The organism is Caulobacter sp. GW821-FHT12F03, from assembly GCF_058806855.1.
In genome coordinates this window covers 1,042,629-1,060,815 of the sequence record NZ_JBXAQC010000001.1, presented here as the reverse complement: position 1 = coordinate 1,060,815, position 18,187 = coordinate 1,042,629, and the positions used below count along the sequence as shown (strand labels likewise).

General features: G+C 70.0%; 17 protein-coding genes and 2 tRNA genes. 6 read left to right on the top strand and 13 right to left on the bottom strand.

What is annotated here, in order from left to right:
• Positions 1–76: 76 nt before the first annotated feature.
• From AC1RN0_RS05215 to AC1RN0_RS05205, 3 genes are all read right to left on the bottom strand, one after another.
• Positions 77–580, bottom strand: coding sequence for a DUF2497 domain-containing protein (locus tag AC1RN0_RS05215; RefSeq protein ID WP_492786366.1), 504 nt, complete (start codon positions 578–580; stop codon positions 77–79).
• Between the two features lie 110 nt (positions 581–690).
• Positions 691–2,187: a TolC family outer membrane protein gene (locus AC1RN0_RS05210; protein WP_492786365.1), complete on the bottom strand. Its 1,497-nt coding sequence runs from the start codon at positions 2,185–2,187 to the stop codon at positions 691–693.
• Between the two features lie 127 nt (positions 2,188–2,314).
• A complete protein-coding gene (locus AC1RN0_RS05205) occupies positions 2,315–2,887 on the bottom strand; it encodes a protein-L-isoaspartate O-methyltransferase family protein (protein ID WP_492786364.1) in 573 nt (190 codons plus the stop codon).
• A 168-nt stretch (positions 2,888–3,055) separates the two neighbouring features.
• Between AC1RN0_RS05205 and AC1RN0_RS05200 the strand changes: the two genes are divergently transcribed.
• Positions 3,056–3,129: transfer RNA gene (locus AC1RN0_RS05200), tRNA-Cys, on the top strand.
• Positions 3,130–3,518: 389 nt separating this feature from the next.
• Here the strand turns inward: AC1RN0_RS05200 and AC1RN0_RS05195 are convergent.
• Entirely contained in the window at positions 3,519–3,914 is a 396-nt protein-coding gene (locus tag AC1RN0_RS05195) for a c-type cytochrome (protein WP_492786363.1), read from the bottom strand.
• Positions 3,915–4,180: 266 nt separating this feature from the next.
• On the opposite strand from AC1RN0_RS05195, the gene AC1RN0_RS05190 reads away from it, so the two are divergent.
• Positions 4,181–4,255, top strand: a tRNA-Asn gene (locus AC1RN0_RS05190).
• 26 nt (positions 4,256–4,281) lie between these two features.
• Here AC1RN0_RS05190 and AC1RN0_RS05185 read toward each other — a convergent pair.
• Positions 4,282–4,494 (bottom strand): hypothetical protein, encoded by a 213-nt coding sequence (locus AC1RN0_RS05185; protein ID WP_492786362.1) that lies wholly within the window; start codon positions 4,492–4,494, stop codon positions 4,282–4,284.
• 93 nt (positions 4,495–4,587) lie between these two features.
• On the opposite strand from AC1RN0_RS05185, the gene AC1RN0_RS05180 reads away from it, so the two are divergent.
• A complete protein-coding gene (locus AC1RN0_RS05180) occupies positions 4,588–5,163 on the top strand; it encodes a methylated-DNA--[protein]-cysteine S-methyltransferase (RefSeq protein ID WP_492786361.1) in 576 nt (191 codons plus the stop codon).
• A 105-nt stretch (positions 5,164–5,268) separates the two neighbouring features.
• Here AC1RN0_RS05180 and AC1RN0_RS05175 read toward each other — a convergent pair whose 3' ends face one another.
• Genes AC1RN0_RS05175 through AC1RN0_RS05165 form a run of 3 tightly spaced genes read right to left on the bottom strand, consistent with a single transcriptional unit; the run spans position 5,269 to position 7,714 of the window.
• Positions 5,269–6,045: an SDR family NAD(P)-dependent oxidoreductase gene (locus AC1RN0_RS05175; protein WP_492786360.1), complete on the bottom strand. Its 777-nt coding sequence runs from the start codon at positions 6,043–6,045 to the stop codon at positions 5,269–5,271.
• Positions 6,045–6,485: a lactoylglutathione lyase gene (locus AC1RN0_RS05170; RefSeq protein WP_492786359.1), complete on the bottom strand. Its 441-nt coding sequence runs from the start codon at positions 6,483–6,485 to the stop codon at positions 6,045–6,047. The genes AC1RN0_RS05175 and AC1RN0_RS05170 overlap by 1 nt, the downstream gene beginning before the upstream one ends.
• 8 nt (positions 6,486–6,493) lie before the next feature.
• Positions 6,494–7,714 carry a kynureninase gene (locus tag AC1RN0_RS05165; RefSeq protein ID WP_492786358.1) on the bottom strand — a complete coding sequence of 407 codons (1,221 nt, stop codon included), beginning with the start codon at positions 7,712–7,714 and terminating at the stop codon, positions 6,494–6,496.
• Between the two features lie 180 nt (positions 7,715–7,894).
• On the opposite strand from AC1RN0_RS05165, the gene AC1RN0_RS05160 reads away from it, so the two are divergent.
• Together AC1RN0_RS05160 and AC1RN0_RS05155 are read left to right on the top strand one after the other, a co-directional pair.
• The gene (locus tag AC1RN0_RS05160) at positions 7,895–8,971 is read left to right on the top strand and encodes an efflux RND transporter periplasmic adaptor subunit (RefSeq protein ID WP_492786357.1); all 1,077 of its coding nucleotides are present in this window, start codon (positions 7,895–7,897) and stop codon (positions 8,969–8,971) included.
• A 27-nt stretch (positions 8,972–8,998) separates the two neighbouring features.
• Entirely contained in the window at positions 8,999–12,250 is a 3,252-nt protein-coding gene (locus AC1RN0_RS05155; protein WP_492786356.1) for an efflux RND transporter permease subunit, read from the top strand.
• Between the two features lie 71 nt (positions 12,251–12,321).
• Here the strand turns inward: AC1RN0_RS05155 and AC1RN0_RS05150 are convergent, their stop codons facing one another.
• Together AC1RN0_RS05150 and AC1RN0_RS05145 are read right to left on the bottom strand one after the other, a co-directional pair.
• The gene (locus AC1RN0_RS05150; protein ID WP_492786355.1) at positions 12,322–14,172 is read right to left on the bottom strand and encodes an ABCB family ABC transporter ATP-binding protein/permease; all 1,851 of its coding nucleotides are present in this window, start codon (positions 14,170–14,172) and stop codon (positions 12,322–12,324) included.
• On the bottom strand, positions 14,172–14,972 hold the full coding sequence (locus AC1RN0_RS05145; RefSeq protein WP_492786354.1) for a hypothetical protein: 801 nt from the start codon (positions 14,970–14,972) through the stop codon (positions 14,172–14,174). Before AC1RN0_RS05145 ends, AC1RN0_RS05150 begins: the two co-directional genes overlap by 1 nt.
• Before the next feature lie 94 nt (positions 14,973–15,066).
• On the opposite strand from AC1RN0_RS05145, the gene AC1RN0_RS05140 reads away from it, so the two are divergent.
• Positions 15,067–15,675 (top strand): LOG family protein, encoded by a 609-nt coding sequence (locus tag AC1RN0_RS05140; RefSeq protein WP_492786353.1) that lies wholly within the window; start codon positions 15,067–15,069, stop codon positions 15,673–15,675.
• A gap of 6 nt (positions 15,676–15,681) precedes the next feature.
• Here the strand turns inward: AC1RN0_RS05140 and gltX are convergent, their stop codons facing one another.
• From gltX to fliX, 3 genes are all read right to left on the bottom strand, one after another.
• On the bottom strand, positions 15,682–17,022 hold the full coding sequence (gltX, locus tag AC1RN0_RS05135; protein WP_492786352.1) for a glutamate--tRNA ligase: 1,341 nt from the start codon (positions 17,020–17,022) through the stop codon (positions 15,682–15,684).
• A 146-nt stretch (positions 17,023–17,168) separates the two neighbouring features.
• Complete coding sequence (dksA, locus tag AC1RN0_RS05130) at positions 17,169–17,597, bottom strand: RNA polymerase-binding protein DksA (RefSeq protein WP_492786351.1); 429 nt, start codon at positions 17,595–17,597, stop codon at positions 17,169–17,171.
• Positions 17,598–17,693: 96 nt separating this feature from the next.
• Entirely contained in the window at positions 17,694–18,131 is a 438-nt protein-coding gene (gene fliX, locus AC1RN0_RS05125) for a flagellar assembly regulator FliX (RefSeq protein WP_492786350.1), read from the bottom strand.
• Between the last annotated feature and the right edge of the window lie 56 nt (positions 18,132–18,187).

Genomic DNA, 18,187 nt, shown 5'->3' with positions numbered 1-18,187 from the left:
CGGTCTCTATCAAAGGTGATCGGGATCGCGAAGCGGCAAGGCCAGCTACCCTGGGTCGGGGGCCGGCCTCTATGGCTTAGCGGAATACTCGGTCGAGCTTTTCGCGCAGGATCGAGCGGACGATGCCGTCGAGGTTCTCGTCGGCCCATTCGTTGAGCTTGGGCTCGAGGATGCTGCGGACCAGTTCCTCGATCGTCATGCCGCCGGAGACCGACGCCGAGCCCATGGTGTAGCTGGGCGCGGGCGCGGGTTCGGGCGCGGCGGTGAAGACAGGCTCGGGTTCCGGCTCGGGCTCGGGTTCCCAGGCGGGCTCCGGCGCGGCCTTCGGCGGGCTGTAGACGTCGAGGTCGCCGACGGTTTCCACGTCCGCGGCCGAGATGGTCTCGGTCAACTCAAGAACGTCGTCGTCCTCGGGTTCGGGCTCAACGGGCGCGGGCGCGGGCGCGGGCGCAGCCATGACGACCGGAGCCGCCTCGACCGGCGCGGCCTCGGCCGGCGGCGCGTCGTCTTCGGAGATGATGCGCCGGATGGAGGCGAGAATCTCCTCCATCGTCGGTTCCTGGGCGGTCTGTTCAGACATGTCGAGCCGTACCTGCGGGAGGCGATTCCAATAGCCTAGCGTAAGCACGCCCCGGCGTTCGTGCAAACGCCGAACACGCGCTTTTGCTCAAGGCCTGTGCGTGGATCTGGTTAATGCGCGGTCGAGACGGGCGCGTCGACCGAGCCCGCCGCCGGCGGGGGCGGTCCCGGCAACGCCGCGACGCTGTCGATGAACACCAGCACCGGCTCCCACGGCGTCCAGCCCAGCTTGTGGCTGAACTTCTTGCCGTTGGCCGTGGCGTCGTACTGTTCGACGCCCGGCACCAGATAGCGGGCCTCGAGCTTGCCCATGGCCGACAGCAGGACGGCGGCGGCCACGTATTCGTCGTGGCGGGCGCTGACCAGCGAGAGCTCGGCGTTGCGCAGCTCCTGCTCGGCGTTCAACACGTCCAGCGTGGTGCGCAGGCCGACCTGGGCCTCCTGGCGCACGCCTTCGAACGCGATGCGCGCGGCGCGGACCTGTTCCTCGTTGGCCGTCAGGTTGGCGCGCGCGCCGATCAGGCTGTTCCAGGCCTGCGACACCGTGCGCAGCACGCTGCGGCGGGTTTCCTCGATCGACTGGCGATCGGCGTTGTTGCGCTCTTCGGCCGCACGGACCTGCGAGCTGATCAGGCCGCCGGTGAACAACGGCACGCTGACCGAGACGCGGCCGCTGACGCTGCGCTGGTAGTCGTCGAAGGCCCCGCCGGCGCCCGTGGGCGGAATGAACGACTGCTGCGCCGTCGAACCGGAGAAGCCCAGCGACCCGGTCGCCGTGACGGTCGGCAGGCGCGACGAGCGCGCCACGGACACGCGGGCGGCGCTGGCGCGCTCGGCGTATTCCGCGCCGAGGATCTGCGAGTTGTTCTGCTCGGCCGCGTCGAAGGCGTCCTCGATGGCCGGCGGCAGGAAGGTTTCCAGCGACGGCTCGGCTTCGAGGTCGCCCGGGTTCTGGCCGACGATCGCGGCGTAGGAGGCGCGGCTGTAGGCCAGCTGGGCCTGAGCCGAGGCCAGCGAGGCTTTCGAGGCGGCCAGTCGGGCCTCGGCCTGCGCGACGTCGGTGCGGGTGATTTCGCCGACCTCGAAGCGGGCGCGGGCCTCGTCGAGCTGGCGCTGCAGCACGGCGACGTTTTCCTGGCTGATGCGCAGGCGTTCCTGGTCGCGGCGCACGTCGACATAGGCGGTGATGACCGCCTGGATGACGCTGGCCTCGACGCTGCGCAGGCCTTCCTGGCCGGTCAGCACATCGGCCTCGGCGGCGCTGATCTGCGAGGACACGCGGCCGCCGGTGTAGATCGGCTGGCTGACGGAAATGCCGGCGTTGCTGGAGCGGGCGGCGTTGCCGGTCCCCTTCGCATCACCCTGGCTGTCGGACGTGGAGGCGCTGGCCGAGGCGTCGATCTGCGGCCGCAGGCCGGTGCGGGCCTGGACGATGCTTTCATCCAGCGCGCGCTGGCTGGCCCGCTGGCCCTGCAGGGTCGGGTTGGTCTGGTAGGCCAGGGCGATGGCGTCCGCCAGCGTCTCGGCCGAGGCCGAAGCCGCGGCGCCCGCGATCAGACCGAAACTGCAAACGGCGGCAAGAAGGCCCGCACGACGACTCTTCAACATGAATTATCCCCAAGGACCCACAAGCCAGGCGAGCCTTATATGATCGCCTGTAATGTCCGCCGCCAGTGGCGACCAGTTAAGCTTTTTTCACACGCGCCCGTTGCGGGCTTATTTCAGCTTCGCCCGATTAGAAGGCGAAACCGTGAACAGGTTCGAAGCCCGGCAGATAGGGCGGGGCCGCGTCGAAGGAAGCCCGGCCGCCGACGCCGTCGTCGGCGCGGACGAAGACGAACGCCTTGCCCATCGGACCGGCGCGCTCGACCACGCCGAGCCGGCCGCCGAGCGCCAGGGCCGATTTCCAGCTCTCCGGCGTGCGTGAGACCGATCCCTCGCTGATGATCAGATCGAAGCCGCCGGCCGGGACGGCGCCCAGGTCGCCCTCGTCCAGCCGCGTGACCCGCAGGCCCATGGCCTCCAGCACCGCCGCCGCGTAGGGCGCGGCGATGGCAAGGGCGCGCTCGCCGGCGCGCGGGCCCAGGGCCTGCAGCAGCTTGGTCACGTCACGCGGGCGCATCAGCCAGCGGCCCGGCGCGTATTCGACCTCGGCGTCGGCGTAGGCCGCGAAGGCCTTCGACGCGGGCAGCAGTGATTCGCGGGCGACGACGCGAATGGCGTCCTGCAGCGCATGATCGGTGACGTCCGAGGGGCGCACCTGGCTCTCGACCATGTTCAGACGGGCGGCGGCGAAGTCGGCGCTCATGCGGGTTCTCTGGCGGCTTGCAGGTTGAGTCTTCCGGGCGGCTTATAGGTCCGGCGGTAACGGGAACGCAATGCAAGCGTGGGAAGGCATTGTAAGCGGAGCAAGCGTCTGGTAGGCGTCCGCCCCTTCCCGACGCGACCGCCCGCGCCGGTGATGACGACACGACAAGGCCTGGTGGCGGAGTGGTTACGCAGAGGACTGCAAATCCTTGCACCCCGGTTCGATTCCGGGCCAGGCCTCCATCCTGCTTCGCCCTCCGGGCTTCGCAGGACAAGTCCTGCTTTTCCAGTCGAAGCAGGATGCCCTTCGAAGCCTTGGCGAAGAAGGGCCGGCGGCCGCCGCACGCCCTCCGGGCTTCGCAGGACAAGTCCCGCTTTTTCAGTCGAAGCAGGATGCCCTTCGAAGCCTTGGCGAAGAAGAGCTGGCGACCGCACCCCGCCCTCCGGGCTTCGCAGGACACGTCCTGCTTTTCCAGTCGAAGCAGGATGCCCTTCGAAGCCTTGGCGAAGAAGGGCTGGTGACCGCACCCCGCCCTCCGGGCTTCGCAGGACACGTCCTGCTTTTTCAGTCGAAGCAGAATGCCCCTCGAAGCCTCGGCGAAGACGGGACGTCAGCCGCCGCACGCCCTGCCCTACCGCTTGGGCGTTGCAGGAGCGGCGGCCCGGTCCAGCGACTTGATGTAGGCGATCAGGGCCGTCACGTCGGCCGGGTCGTAGGCGCGGTCGGGCATGCCCTGGTGGCCGACGCTGATTCCCTCCGCCAGCGCCTCGGCCAGGTCGTCGACCGGGAAGCGGCTGTGCAGATCGCGCCAGCGCGGCGCGCCTTCCAGCGGACTTTCGCCCTCGGGACCGACCGCGTGGCAGGACGAGCAGTCCCGTTCGGCGATCACGCGGCCGGCCTCGACCGGCGTCACGCCCGACGCCGCCGGGGCTTCGGCGCGCGCGCCGGCGGCGAGGGCCAGTCCCGTCGCCGCCGCCAGGGTCGCCAGCGCCAGCAGACCCTTCGAAAGACGATGATCGACAGTCATGAACCGGCCCCCATACAGCCCGGCAGCATCGGCGCGCGGCGCGGCCCGCGCCTTGATCGGGGTCAAACCGGACGCGTCCGCCGGCTTAACCTTCGATTCACCATGCGGGCGCACCGTCGGCCCGTCTTCCATGAAGGCATCCCACCATCACCAACTTGACAGCCCGGCCTCACCCGCCGGGCTTTTTTCATCGGCGATGCGGTTGCAAGGCGCTTGCGCCTCCCCCCGGCCGAAGCTATACGCACCGACCTTCCTGAGATGCGTGATCCGCGGTAGCTCAGTGGTAGAGCAGCCGACTGTTAATCGGCTGGTCGTAGGTTCGAATCCTACCCGCGGAGCCATCTTCCAGGGACCCCTCCCCTGACCGCTACTGAACGGCCCGTGCGCCGGGTTCGCCGGCCTCGATGGCGAGGATGCAGGCGATGATCTCGTCCCATTGCGCCAGGCCCGCGACGTCGCCGAGCGCCGCCAGTTCGGCCGCGCGCATGACCGCCATGACCTCCGCGTCCTCGCCGTACTGGCCGATCAGGGCCATGGCCGTGGCGCGGGCGCCGTCGGAGAAGGGTTTCGCGGCCGGCATCGGCGGACTCCTGACATCGGATCAATCGCCCGCCAGCTAATCCGGCGCGGGCGCGGGTCAACGGCCGGGCGCGGATCTGCTAGGATCGCGGCCATGACGTCGCCCGGCTTCACCCTGTTCGATACGGCCATCGGCCGCTGCGGGCTCGCCTGGGGCGAGGCCGGCGTCATCGGCTCGGCCCTGCCCGGCGCGAACGATGACCAGGTGCGCCGGCGATTCGTCGAGCGGTTCCCGGGCGCGGTCGAATCGCCGCCGCCGCCGGCGCTCCGGCCGGTCGTCGCCGGGATCGTCGCCCTGATGGCCGGGGACAAGGTCGACCTGTCCGACGCGCCGCTCGACATGGCCGCCGTGCCGCCGTTCCACCGGCGGGTCTACGCCGTCGCGCGGAAAATCCCGCCGGGCCAGACGATGACCTACGGCGAGATCGCCCTGGCGCTGGGCGAGCCGCGCGAGGCGGCCCGGGCCGTCGGCGAGGCCATGGGCCGCAATCCCTTCCCGATCCTCATGCCCTGCCACCGTGTGCTCGGCGCCGGCGGCAAACCGGGCGGCTTCTCCGCGCCCGGCGGGGTGGAGACCAAGCTCAGGATGCTCGAGATCGAGGGGGCGGCCGTGGGCGAGACCCTGACGCTGTTCGACGCCCTGCCGCTGGCGGTGAAGCCGGGGCGGTAGTGCGTCCTTCGACACGCCGCTTCGCGGCGGCTCAGGATGACGTGTATTTTGCGTAAGTCATGGTGAGCAGCAGCCGCAGGCTGCGTGTCGAACCACGCAACCCGCCTAGTCCACAGCCACCGTGTAGTTCAGCGCCAGGCGGCCGCCATCGGGATAGAGGGTCTGGCCAGTCATGTAGCTGGAGTCCTCGCCGGCGAGGAACACCGCCACCCGGCCGATCTCGCGCGGCTCGCCGATACGCTTCAGCGGCGTGCGGGCCAGCACGCCGCGTTTGGCCGCCTCGTCCTTGAACACGCCCTTGAGAATCTCGGTGGCGATGGTGCCCGGGCCGATGGCGTTGACCCGGATGCCGTGTTCGGCGAGGCCCAGCGCCATGGTCTTGGTCAGCTGGTTCACGGCGCCCTTGCTGGTCACGTAGGGGACCTGTCCGGGGATCGCGAGGATGGCGTTGACCGAGCTCATGTTGATGATCGAGCCGGGCTTGCCCGCCGCCACCAGGGCCTGGGCCACGGCCTGGCCGATGACGAACACGGCGCGGAGGTTGACCGCCAGCACCGCGTCGAAGTCCTCCAGGCTGGTGGTCAGGATGTCGCCCGGCCGCAGAATGCCGGCGTTGTTGACCAGGATGTCGACGACGCCGAGCTCGGCCCCCGCCCGGGCCACTGCGGCGCGGGCCGCATCGGCGTCGGAGACGTCGCAGGCGATGGCCAGGGTGCGGCGGCCGGTCTCGGCGGCGATGGCGGCGGCGGCCTCCGCGGCCCCCTCCCCGTCCCGGTCGAGCAGCGCCACGTCCGCGCCCTCGCGGGCCAGCTCCTGCGCGCAGGCCAGACCGATGCCGCCGGCGGCGCCGGTGACCAGGGCGATTCGACCGGCGAGGCTCATCACCAGACCCCGACGTTGGGCATCGAGACCCACGGCTCGGCCGGCGGCAGGTTCGGACCCTTCTGCAACAGCTCGATGGAGATGTTGTCCGGCGAGCGGACGAAGGCCATGTGACCGTCGCGCGGCGGGCGGTTGATCGTCACCCCGCCGTCCATCAGCTTCTGGCAGGCGGCGTAGATGTCATCGACCGCATAGGCCAGATGGCCGAAGTTGCGGCCGCCGTCATAGGCCTCGTCGTCCCAGTTCCAGGTCAGTTCGACCGTCGGGGCCTGGCTGACCTTCGCGGCCTCCAGATCGTCCGGCGCGGCGAGGAAGACCAGGGTGAAGCGGCCGGACTCGACGTCGACGCGCCGGACCTGGGCCAGGCCCAGCTTGTCGCAGTAGAAGTCGAGCGCGGCGTCGAGGTCGCGGACCCGGACCATGGTGTGGAGATAGCGCATCGGGGGCCTCAGGTGACTTTGGAGCGTTGGCGGAAAGCCGGATCGTCATAGGCCCGCGTGCGCACCACTTCCACCAGCAGATCGGCGGCGCGGGCCACGTCGGTGAACGACAGCGGCAGCGGTGACAGGCCAAAGCGCATCGTGCCCGGCTCGCGGTAGTCGCCGATCACGCCCCTGCTGATGAGGCACTGGACGATGGCGTAGGCGTCGGGATGGTGGAAGGCGACGTGCCCGCCCCGCCGCGCGCTGTCCGCCGGGCTTTCGAGCGTCAGGGCGTCGCCGACGCGGTCGATGAACAGCGCGCCCAGCGCCCGCGCCTTCGCCGCGGCGGCGGCCGGGCCGGCCTCAAGCGCGAGATCGACCCCGCCCTCCAGCGCCGCCAGGCTGAGCATCGGCGGGGTGCCGCAGGCGAAGCGTGCGACGCCGGCCGCCGGATCGTAGCCGTCCTCGAACGCGAACGGCCGCGCATGGCCGAACCAGCCGGACAGCGGCGAAACCAGCGCTTGCTGATGGCGCCGGGCGACGAACAGGAAGGCCGGGGCCCCGGGCCCGCCGTTGAGGTACTTGTAGCCGCAGCCCACCGCCAGGTCGGCGTTGCAGCCGTTCAGGTCGACCTCCAGCACGCCGGTGCTGTGGCTGAGGTCCCAGAGCACCAGCGCGCCCGCCGCCTGGGCCTTCGCGGTCAGGGCGGCCATGTCGCGCACCGCGCCGCTGCGATAGTGGGTCTGGCAGAGCACCAGCAGGGCCACCTCGTCGGTGATCGCCGCCTCGAGCGCCTCGCCCTCTGCCAGGACCAGCCGGCGGTCGCCGCCCAGCGTGCGGAGCGCGCCGTCGAGCATGTAGAGATCGGTCGGAAAGTCGGCTGGCGCGCTGAGCACCACCTTGCGGTCCGGCCTGGCCTGCAACGCGGCAATGGCCAGCTTGTAGAGGTTGGCCGAGGTCGAATCGGCGACGATCACCTCGTCGGCTTCGGCGCCGATCAGGCCGGCGATCTTGCCGCCGACCCGGGCCGGGGCGCCGATCCAGTCGTGGGCGTTCCAGCCCCGGACGAGGCTTTCGCCCCATTCCGTCGCGACCATGCGGCCGACCCGCTCCGCCGAAGCCCGCGGCAGCGGCCCCAGCGAATTGCCGGCCAGATAGATCAGCCCGGCCGGCCGCTCGAAGGCGTCGCGGAATCGCGCCAGCGGATCGGCGGCGTCGAGGGCCGCGGGATCGTCGGATGGTTTCATGCGTGACTTATCGGTCCCACCTGCCCGACTGACCAGCGTTCAGAATGGAACGTTTCAGGAATTTCATTTGCGAGAGCGATGCAATCCAGAGATACCGAACACTGTTTAGATTGCTCCGGGGGGCTGATAGAGGGCGCGCAATTCGCGCCCCGGTCCGTCGGTTTGCGCCCGGGACAAGAGATGCAGATCAAACGCTCCTACCTCATCGCCGGCGGGATTCTCGCCGTCGTCGTGGCCTTCTTCGTGGTCGGCACGATCGTGCGCGGGCTCGCGCCCAAGCCGAAGACGGAGGCGCAGGTCGCCGCGGCCAACGGCAAGACCGAGGATCCGCTGGTCAAGGTGGCGCTGGTCCAGGAGACCATGCGCCCGACGCTGGTGTCCGTGCGCGGCCGCACCGACGCCAACAAGACGGTCATCGTCCGCTCCGAGACGGCCGGGCCGGTCGTGGCTACGCCCGCGCGTGAAGGCGCCTTCGTGCCGAAGGGCGCGATCCTCTGCCGGTTGAACGTCGACGCCCGCCAGGCGACGGTCGACCAGGCCCGCGCCGCTCTCAAGTCGCGCCAGCTGCAGCGCGAGGCCTCCGAGCGCCTCGCCGCCCAGGGCTACCGCTCGCAGACCCAGGTCCTGCAGGACCAGGCCAACCTTGACGCCGCCACGGCCGCCGTGCGCCAGGCCGAGGTGGCGCTGGAGCAGGTCAACATCCGCGCGCCGTTCGCCGGCGTGTTCGACAGCCGCGAGGCTGAAGTCGGGTCGTTCCTGGCCCCGGGCGGCGCCTGCGGCACGATGATCCAGCTCGATCCGCTGGTGGTCGTCGTCGACGTCTCCGAAGCCGAGGTCGGCGGCGTGCGCGTCGGCGTTCCGGCGACGGCGACCCTGGTGTCGGGAGAAGTGCTGAGCGGCCGCGTGCGGTCGATCGGCCGCAGCGCCGACCCGGCCACCCGCACCTACCGGGTCGAGATCGAGGCCCGCAATCCGGGCGGTCGCGCCCGGTCGGGCCTGTCGGCCGATGTGAAGGTGTCCGTCGGCTCGGGGCCCGCGCTGCTGGTGCCGGCGGCCACGCTGGTGCTCGACGCCGCCGGCCGCCAGGGCATCCGCTACGTCCGCAACGACGGCCGCGTCGGCTTCGCCCCGGTGCAGGTGCAGGACGAGACGCCGGAGGGCATCTGGGTGACCGGCCTGCGCGGTCCCGCCCAGGTCATCATCGTCGGCCAGTCCTACGTGTCTGAAGGCCAGAAAGTTCGCGTGTCCGCGCGCTAGGCGCGACGGGCCCAGGAGAAGTCCAAGATGATCGCAGCCCTGATCGACGGCGCCATCAAGCGGCGCAAGGTCGTGCTCGGCATCGCCGCGATTGCGTCGTTGTTCGGCCTGTTCGCCTACATGGGTCTGCCGCGGGAATCGAACCCGAACATTCCCGTGCCGTTCATCGCCATCACCGTGCCCTATCCCGGCGTCAGCCCCGAGGACTCGGAACGGCTGCTGGTGCGTCCGCTCGAGCGCGAGCTTCAGTCCCTCGAAGGGCTGAAGGAGATGAACGCCGTCGCACAGCAGAACGCCGCGACCGTGGTGCTGGAGTTCGAGGTCAACTTCGACAAGGACAAGGTCCTGCAGGACGTGCGGGCCAAGGTCGACCTGGCGCGCGGCCGCTTCCCGCCCGACGCCGAAGAACCGATCATCCAGGAAAACAACGTCAACGACGATCCGGTGCTGGGCATCATGCTGTCCGGCGCGGCGCCGGAGCGGACGCTGTACCAGACCGCGCGCGAGCTGCAGGACCGCATCGAGAGCCTCGAGGGCGTCCTGCGCACCGATCTCGGCGGCGGCCGCGAGGAACTGCTCGAAGTCACCATCGACCCCGTGCGGATGGAGGCGGCCAACGTCACGGCCGGCGAGCTGGCGGGGGTCATCGGCCGCAACAACCAGCTTGTCCCGGCCGGCAACCTGCAGACCGAGGGCGGCAAGTTCGCCGTCAAGGTTCCGGGCGTGATCGAGAAGCCCGAGGACATCCTGGCCCTGCCGATCAAGAAGAACGGCGACCGGCTGATCACCGTCGGCGACATCGGCGAGGTGCGCCGCACCTTCAAGGAACCGACCCGGATCACCCGGTTCAACGGCCAGCCGGCGTTCGCCATCGACGTGGTCAAGCGTTCCGGCGCCAACGTGCTCGACACCGTGGCCGAGGTCCGCAAGGTCGTGGCCGAGGAGTCCAAGCGCTGGCCGCCGACGGTCAAGGTCGACTTCACCTACGACGAAAGCGAGTTCATCAACCGCGGCCTGGTGGTGCTGGAGTCGGGCCTGATCACGGCGACCCTGCTGGTCATGGTGATCATCATCGCCAGCCTGGGCCTGCGCCAGGGGATCATGGTCGGCCTGGCCATCCCGCTGTGCTTCATGATCGCCTTCCTGCTGCTGCAGGCGTTCGGCATCACCCTGAACCAGATGGTCATGTTCGGCCTGATCCTGGCCGTCGGCATCCTCGTCGACGGGGGCATCGTCATCGTCGAATACGCGGATCGAAAACAGGCCGAGGGCATGGCCAAGGCCGAGGCCTTCGCCGCGGCCGGCAAACGGATGTTCTGGCCGGTGGTCAACGGCACCCTGACCACGCTGTGCGCCTTCATCCCGTTCATGTTCTGGAACTCGATCGCCGGGAAGTTCATGAGCTACCTGCCGATCACCCTGTTCATGGTGCTCGGCGCGTCGATCTTCGTGGCGCTGATCTTCACGCCGGCGCTGGGGTCAATCTTCGGCCGCAAGACGGGCGTCGACGAGGAGCACCTGGCGCAGATCCACAAGTCCGAACACGGCGATCCGCGCCAGATGGAAGGGTTCATGGGCTGGTACGCCCGGATCCTGTGGTCGTCAGGCCACCATCCCGGCCGGGTGACTCTCGTGGCGATGGCGGTGATTATCTCGATCTTCGTCTGGTTCTCGAAGACGCCGCACCGGACCGAGTTCTTCCTCGACCAGGATCCCGAATGGGCCACGGTCTATGTGAAGGCGCGCGGCAACCTGTCGACCGAGGCGGCCAACGCCCTGGTGCAGCAGGTCGAGGCCCGGCTGGTCGGTCTGAAGGGCATGGAGTCGATCTACGCCTCGGCCGGCGCGTTCAACAGCTTCGGCTTCGGCGGCCCGCCGAACGACACCATCGGCCGACTGCGCATCCAGTTCGTCAACTTCGAGGCCCGGCACGAGCTTGACATCCGCGGCCAGCAGATCGTCGAGGACATCCGCAAGCGCGTCGCCGATGTGCCCGGGGTCCTGACCGAGGTCCAGCTGCCGCAGGGCGGCCCGCCGCAGGGCAAGGACATCCAGGTCGAGCTGCGCGGCTCCGATCCGGCGTCCCTCAACCAGGCCGCCGACCTGATCAAGGCCCACCTCGCCGGCGATCCGCAGCTGATCGAACAGGAAGACACCCGGGCCTCTCCGGGCATCGAATGGAACCTGACCGTCGACCGCATCGCGGCCGGTCGCTACGGCGTCGATGTGCTGCAGGTCGGCCAGGCGATCCAGTTCGTGACCAACGGCATCCTGGTCGGCCGCTTCCGGCCGGACGACGCCGAGGACGAGCTCGACATCCGCGTCCGGTTCCCGCCGAGCGCGCGCAACATGTCGGCGTTTGACCGGCTGAAGATCACCACGGCCCAGGGCCCGGTGCCGGCCAGCTATTTCGTCCACCAGACCCCGGCGCAGCAGGTGACCTCCATCCAGCGTCGGGACGGCCAGCGGCTGGTAATCATCAAGGCCAACACCGTCGACGGCGTGGCGGCCAACCAGAAGATCGAGCAGCTCCGGCCCTGGCTGGAAAAGGCGCCGATCGCCCCGTCCGTGCGCTGGAAGTTCCGCGGCGCCGACGAGGAGGCCCAGAAGGCCGGCGTCTTCTTCCTCGTCGCGGGCCTGGCGACCATCTTCATGATGGGCGTGATTCTGCTCTGGCAGTTCAACAGCTTCTACGGCGTGCTGGTGACGCTGTCGGCGGTGGTCATATCGACCATCGGGGTGTTCCTGGGGGTGCAGGTCAATCTGCTGCACACCTTCGACTACATCTCGATCATCATGATGGGGACCGGGATCATCGCCCTGTTCGGGGTGGTCGTGGGCCACAACATCGTGCTCGTCGACACCTACTACCAGCTCAGGCGACAGGGCTTCGACGCCGATGTGGCGGCCATGCGCGCGGCAGTGCAGCGGTTCCGGCCGGTCATGCTGACCACGCTGGTGACGGTGGTGGGGCTGCTGCCGCTGATGTTCCAGATCCACCCCAACTTCCGCGTCGGCGACATCGAGTACAAGTCGCCGGGGTCGGAGTGGTGGGTCCAGCTGTCGGCCGCCGTGGTCTGGGGGTTGAGCTTCGCGACCCTGCTGACCCTGTTCCTGACCCCGGCCGCCCTGGCCGCGCCCAAGACCCTGGCCCGGCGGTTCCGCAACATCTGGCTGGCCCTGCGCGGCAAGCAGGCCTGGGCGGACCGCCAGCGCGTCAACGACGAGGCCCAGGTCGCGGACGAGGGGTACCAGCCCTACGCGCGGCCCGAGCGGTAAGGACCCGCGCTCCAGCGCGCAGTAACGGGCAACAACGGGGACAGGCGATCCTGTCCCCGGCCGGAACTCCCCTACCGGCCGCGGGTCTGGCGTTTCCACAGGGTGGCGTATTCGCCGCCGGCGGCCAGCAGGGCGTCGTGGGCGCCGCGCTCGACGATACGGCCCTTCTTGAGGACGAGGATCTCGTCGGCGTCGGCGATGGTCGACAGCCGGTGGGCCACGACCAGCGTTGTGCGGCCCTTGCGGGCCCGGCGCAGGGTGTCCTGGATGGCCGCCTCGGTGCGGGAGTCGAGCGCGCTGGTCGCTTCGTCGAGGATCAGCACGCGGGGATCGGCCAGCAGCGCGCGGGCCAGGCCGACGCGCTGGCGCTCGCCGCCCGACAACTTCAGGCCCCGCTCCCCGACCTTGGTCGCCATGCCGTCCGGCAGGCCCGCGATGAAGGTCGACAGCTCGGCGGCGGCGGCGGCGGAGGCGATCTCCTCGCGCGTCGCGTCCGGCCGGCCGAAGGCGATGTTGGCTTCGAGCGTGTCGTTGAACAGGGCCACATCCTGCGGCACCAGCGCCACGGCCCGGCGCAGGGCGGCCATCTTCAGCCGGCGCAGGTCGACCCCGTCGATCGACACGCCGCCGGTCTGGGGATCGATGAGCCGCAGGGCCAGACGCACCAGCGTCGTCTTGCCGGCGCCCGAGGGCCCGACCAGGGCGACCGTGGTTCCCGGCCGGGCGCGGAAGCTGACCTCGCTGATGCCCTCCGAGCGCGCGCCATGGCGGAACGACACCGCGTCGAACACGACCTCGCCCCCCTGTCCCGCCGGCGCGGCCGGCAGATCGGTCGCATCGGCGGCCTCGGCCACGTCCGGCGCCTGGCGGCGCAGATCAAGCATCGCCTCCATGTCTATGAAAGACTGGCGGATTTCGCGGTAGGCGAAGCCGAGAATGTTGAGCGGCGCATAGAGGTTGATCATGATCAGCACGGCCGCCGTGACATCGCCCGGCCCCATGCGGCCCTGCGACGCCTCCCAGCCGGCCATCACCGCCATCAGGGCGAGACCCAGGCTCATGATCCCGGACTGCATGGCGTTGAGCAGGGTCAGGGAGTTGGTCGCCCGGACCTGGGCCACGGCGTACTGGCCCAGGGCCACCTCGTAGTTGGCCACGGCGCGGGCCTCGGCGCCGAAGGTCTTGACCGTCTCGTAGTTGATCAGGGCGTCAACGGCGCGGCCGGCGGCTTCCTGGTCGGCGTCGTTGAGCGCCCGGCGGTGGGCGATGCGCCAGTCCGACACCGAGAAGGTCAGAACGATGTAGACCGCCACCGTGGCCACCGCGACCGCGGCGAAGCGCCAGTCGTACTTGCCCGCCAGCACCCCCGCCGCGATGAACAGCTCGATCACCGTCGGGGCGAGGTTGAACACCAGCGCCCGCAGCAGGAAGTCCATCGAACGGGCGCCGCGGTCGATGACCCGCGACAGCGAGCCGGTCCGCTTGCTCTGGTGGAAATCCATCGACAGCGACAGGGCGTGGGCGAAGGTCTCCGACGCCGCCCGCGCCTGGGCCGCCTGGGCCACGGGCGTGATGATCGCGTCGCGGGCCTGGGGCGCGGCGGCGGCCACGAAACGGATCGCGGCCCAGCCCAGCGCGAGGCCGGCGAAGGCCGCCCCGACCTGGACGCCTGCTCCCTGTCCGGCCGCCAGATGGTTGACGGCCGCGCCGAGCAACAGCGGGGCCGTCACACCGGCGATCTTGCCGCCGAGGGTCAGGATCGAGGCGACCGTCAGCCGCCAGGTCAGGCCCGGCGCCTTCGACCGCAGCACCAGTCCGGCCAGGTCCTTCAGCGCCGTCAGCGGCCGCGCGCGGGGCTCGGCCTCGGGCTGCGGCGCCGGCGTCTCGGCGGGGCGGCGGGTGCGCGGAGCGTGGCCGCGCATCAGCGTGCCTCCGGCGCCGGCGTGTCGAACAGCAACGTCGTCTGGGCGCCGCCGCCGGGCGTCATCCAGTCGATGCGCCAGGCGTTGGACAGACGGGTGGCCCGGAACGGCCGGTCGAGGGCCTCGGGCCGGCCGGTGGCGACGACGATCACGTCCTCGCCGCCCTCGCCGGACATTTCCAGTTCATGAGTCGCCGGGGTGATCGGGCGGCTGAGCGCGAAGCTGTAGCGGCCCTGGCGATCGATGGTCGTGCCGCCGGCGGCGGTGCGATCGAGCCGCAGGCCGATTTCCGCCCCGACCGTGCCGACGCCGGAGATCATCGCCGCGCCGTCGCGATCAAGATCCAGCGCCAGCATCAGCGGCCGGCGCGAGGTCGGCGCCACCACCACGGCGCCCGCGCCGGCGCGCAGCAGCGCCGCGCGGCCGTCCGGCGCCACGGCGACGTAGCCCTCCGCCTGGATCGTGCGCTTGTCGACGATCATGGCCACGCCGAACAGCCGTAGATCGGCTGACGGCGGCACGACAATGGTCCACTGCCCGGCCGCGTTGGCCTGGCCCGGATGCATCTGGCCGGTCGGTTCACCCAGCCGCACGCGGGCGCCGGGCTCGGCGAGACCGGCGAGAGCGATTCCGCCGCGCCCGGCCCGCACCGCCAGCACGCGCGGCGGCGTCAGATAGCTGTCGACCGGGGCGACCTTCGGGGCCTCGGATTTCCACACCGGCCGGCCGCCATCGCCACAGGCCCCCACGAGCAGCAGCGGCAGGAGACCCGCCCAGGCGATCCAACGTCCCGACACCACGCTTGCAACCCCGCCCTCAAAAACCGATCATGCAGATGATAGCCCCACGGCGCGCCCGCAAGCGCGCCTTTTTCATCCCCGGAGCCCTTTGGAGATGCCCAGCCAGCCTGCCCGCGTGGATTCGATCTGCGTCTATTGCGGATCGTCCAACGACGCGGACCCGCAGTTCCTGTCCTCGGCCCATGCGATCGGGGCTGAGATCGCGGCCGCGGGCCTGAAGTTCGTCTACGGCGGCGGCGGCGTCGGCCTGATGGGCGCCAGCGCGCGCGGCGCGCACGACGCCGGCGGACGGGTGCTCGGCATCATCCCCGACTTCCTGCAGGGCCGCGAACAACCGTTCAACGACGTCGAGACCATCGTCGTCCACTCGATGCACGAGCGGAAGATGATGATGTTCGAACGGTCGGACGCCTTCGTCGTCCTGCCCGGCGGCATCGGCACGCTGGAAGAGATCGTCGAGCTGCTGTCGTGGCAGCGCCTCGGCCTGCACGCCAAGCCGGTGGTGTTCTACAATCCGCGCGGCTTCTGGGACCCGCTGTTCGAGCTGTTCCACCACACGATCCGCGAGAAGCTGTCGCCGGCCAACTTCGCCGACGCCTGGCGATCGGTCGACACCGTCGAGGCGGTCGTCCCGGCCGTGCTGGCGATGGGCGCCGAGATCGGCGTCCAGCCGACCGACCGGGCCGTGTCCGGCCTTACCTGAGCGGACTCAGGCGGTTTCGCCGGTCAGCCGGCGGGCCGCCTTGTCGTGGCCGATCAGCGGCAGCAGCGGGCCCATCTCCGGACCATGGTCGAGTCCCGTCAGGGCCCGACGCAGCGGCATGAACAGACCGCGGCCCTTGGCCCCGGTCTTCTCCTTCACCGCCGTGGTCCAGGCGCTCCAGCTGGCGCCGTCGAGCATCGCCGGCAGCAGTTCAGCGGCAGCCGCCACGACCGCGCGATCCTCCTCCGCGATCAGCGGCGTCACCGCGCCCTGCACCACGCGCACCCAGTTGGACACGCCCGAGAACAGACCGAGATTCGAGCGGATCGCCAGCCAGAAGGGCTCGCCCAGATCGGCGCCCAGCTCGGCCAGCCGGGGCTGCGCCTCGGCGTAGCTCATCGCGTGCAGCACGGCCGCGTTCAGCCGCGACAGGTCGGCCGGGTCATAACGGCCCGGATGACGGGCCATCTTGCCGAAGGTGAAGGCCGCGGCCAGGGCGTCGATGCTCTCGGACGCCTCCAGCGGATCGGAGGTTCCGATGCGGGCCAGGTGCGAGACGATCGCCAGCGGCTCATAGCCGCCATCACGCAGTTCCATGATCGACAGCGAACCGATGCGCTTGGACAGGCCCTCGCCGTCCGCGCCGACCAGCAGGGTGGTGTGGGCGAACTGCGGCGCCTTCGCGCCCAGCGCCTCGAAGATCTCGATCTGCGCGCCGGTGTTGGTGACGTGGTCCTCGCCGCGGATCACGTGGGTGATGGCCAGGTCGATGTCATCGACCACCGACGGCAGGGTGTAGAGGAAGGCCCCGTCCTCGCGGATCAGCACGGGATCCGACATCGAGGCGGTGTCGACCTCGCAGTCGCCCCGCGCCAGGTCGGCCCACTTCACCCGCTTGCCCTCGAGGCGGAAGCGCCAGTGCGGCCGCCGCCCCTCGGCCTCCAGCGTCGCCCGCTCGGCTTCGCTGAGCTTCAACGCGGCGCGGTCATAGACCGGCGGCTGCCCGCGGGAGAGCTGCACCTTCCGGCGGCGGTCGAGTTCCTCGCCGGTCTCGTAGCAGGGGTACAGGCGGCCGGTCGCCTTCAGGCGCTCCGCGGCCTCGCGGTACAGCGGGAAGCGCGCCGACTGCTTGTGCTTTTCGTCCCAGACCATGCCGAGCCAGGCGAGGTCGGTCTCGATGCCGTCCTCGTATTCCTGCGTCGAGCGCTCCAGATCGGTGTCGTCGATGCGCAGCACGAACTGGCCGCCCTGCGAGCGGGCGAACAGCCAGTTGATCAGGCCGGTGCGAATGTTGCCGACATGCAGCCGCCCGGTAGGCGACGGCGCGAAACGGACCCTTACGGTCATGGGAAAGTCGTCCTTCTCAGAGCCGGGCTAGGTCGGCTTTGAGCGGCGGGAAGTCAAGGTCGGAGGGCGCCGGAGATCAGGTCCGAGGACCGCGGACGATCCCGAAAGCAGGGGACAGACGCCACCGGCGCCTGCCCCCCTTTGTATCAGTCGTCCCGATGGACCCGTTCGCGGCGCTCGTGCCGCTCCTGGGCCTCGACGCTCATGGTCGCCACGGGACGGGCCTCGAGCCGGGCGAGACCGATGGGCTCCCCCGTCTCCTCGCAGTAGCCGTAAGAGCCGTCCTCGATGCGACGCAGGGCCTCGTCGATCTTCGAGATGAGTTTCCGTTGCCGGTCGCGGGTGCGGAGTTCCAGAGCCCGATCAGTCTCCGACGTAGCGCGGTCGGCCAGATCGGGGTGGTTCTCTGTTTCCTTCTGGAGATGGGTGACCGTTTCGCGAGATTCGCGAAGGATCTCATCCTTCCAGGCCAGCAACTTTTGCTTGAAATATTCGAGCTGTCGCTCGTTCATGAACTCCTCATCGTCCGAAGGACGATAAGTCGTTTCTTCCGCCAGAACCGTAGCCGTCGTCATTGACGTCTCACGCCCCCATTACGCCACGCTCACAAGAGCGGGGCCTTATATCAAAAGCGCTGCGTCGATCAATGAAGCTCGCGTCGGGCGGGCGATTCATGCCGCGACCTTCGCCTGTTCGAGCTTCGCCATCTCCACCGCGGCGCGGGTTTCGATCTCGTTGAGCACCCCTTCGAGGCGCGGATCGTCGGTGGCCATGCGCTCCTCGCGGATGGCCCGCGCGAGACGTTCCAGGTCTCGGGCCGACACCTCGCCGTCGATCAGGGCCACCTTGACCTCGTCGAGCACGTCGAGAATGCGGTCGGCCCGGCCCATGGCCCGGCGGCGGCGCTCCAGCGGCCCGCCGACATCCTGCAGGGCCAGCAGCGCGTCGAGCGAGCCGATTCCGCCCACGCCGACGCTGCGGGCGATGTCAGAAGCGGCGCTGGCCGAGGCCGTCGCAGGCAGCGAAAAGGCGCCCTGCCCGCCTGACGGGCGCGCCGCGGCCCTGGCGCTTCCGAGTGATCCGGCCGAACTGGATCCCGTGACTTTCATGGAGGCGATACGCCGCTCCGAACCGTGAATTGGACCTCAATGTCGGCCCGGTAGCT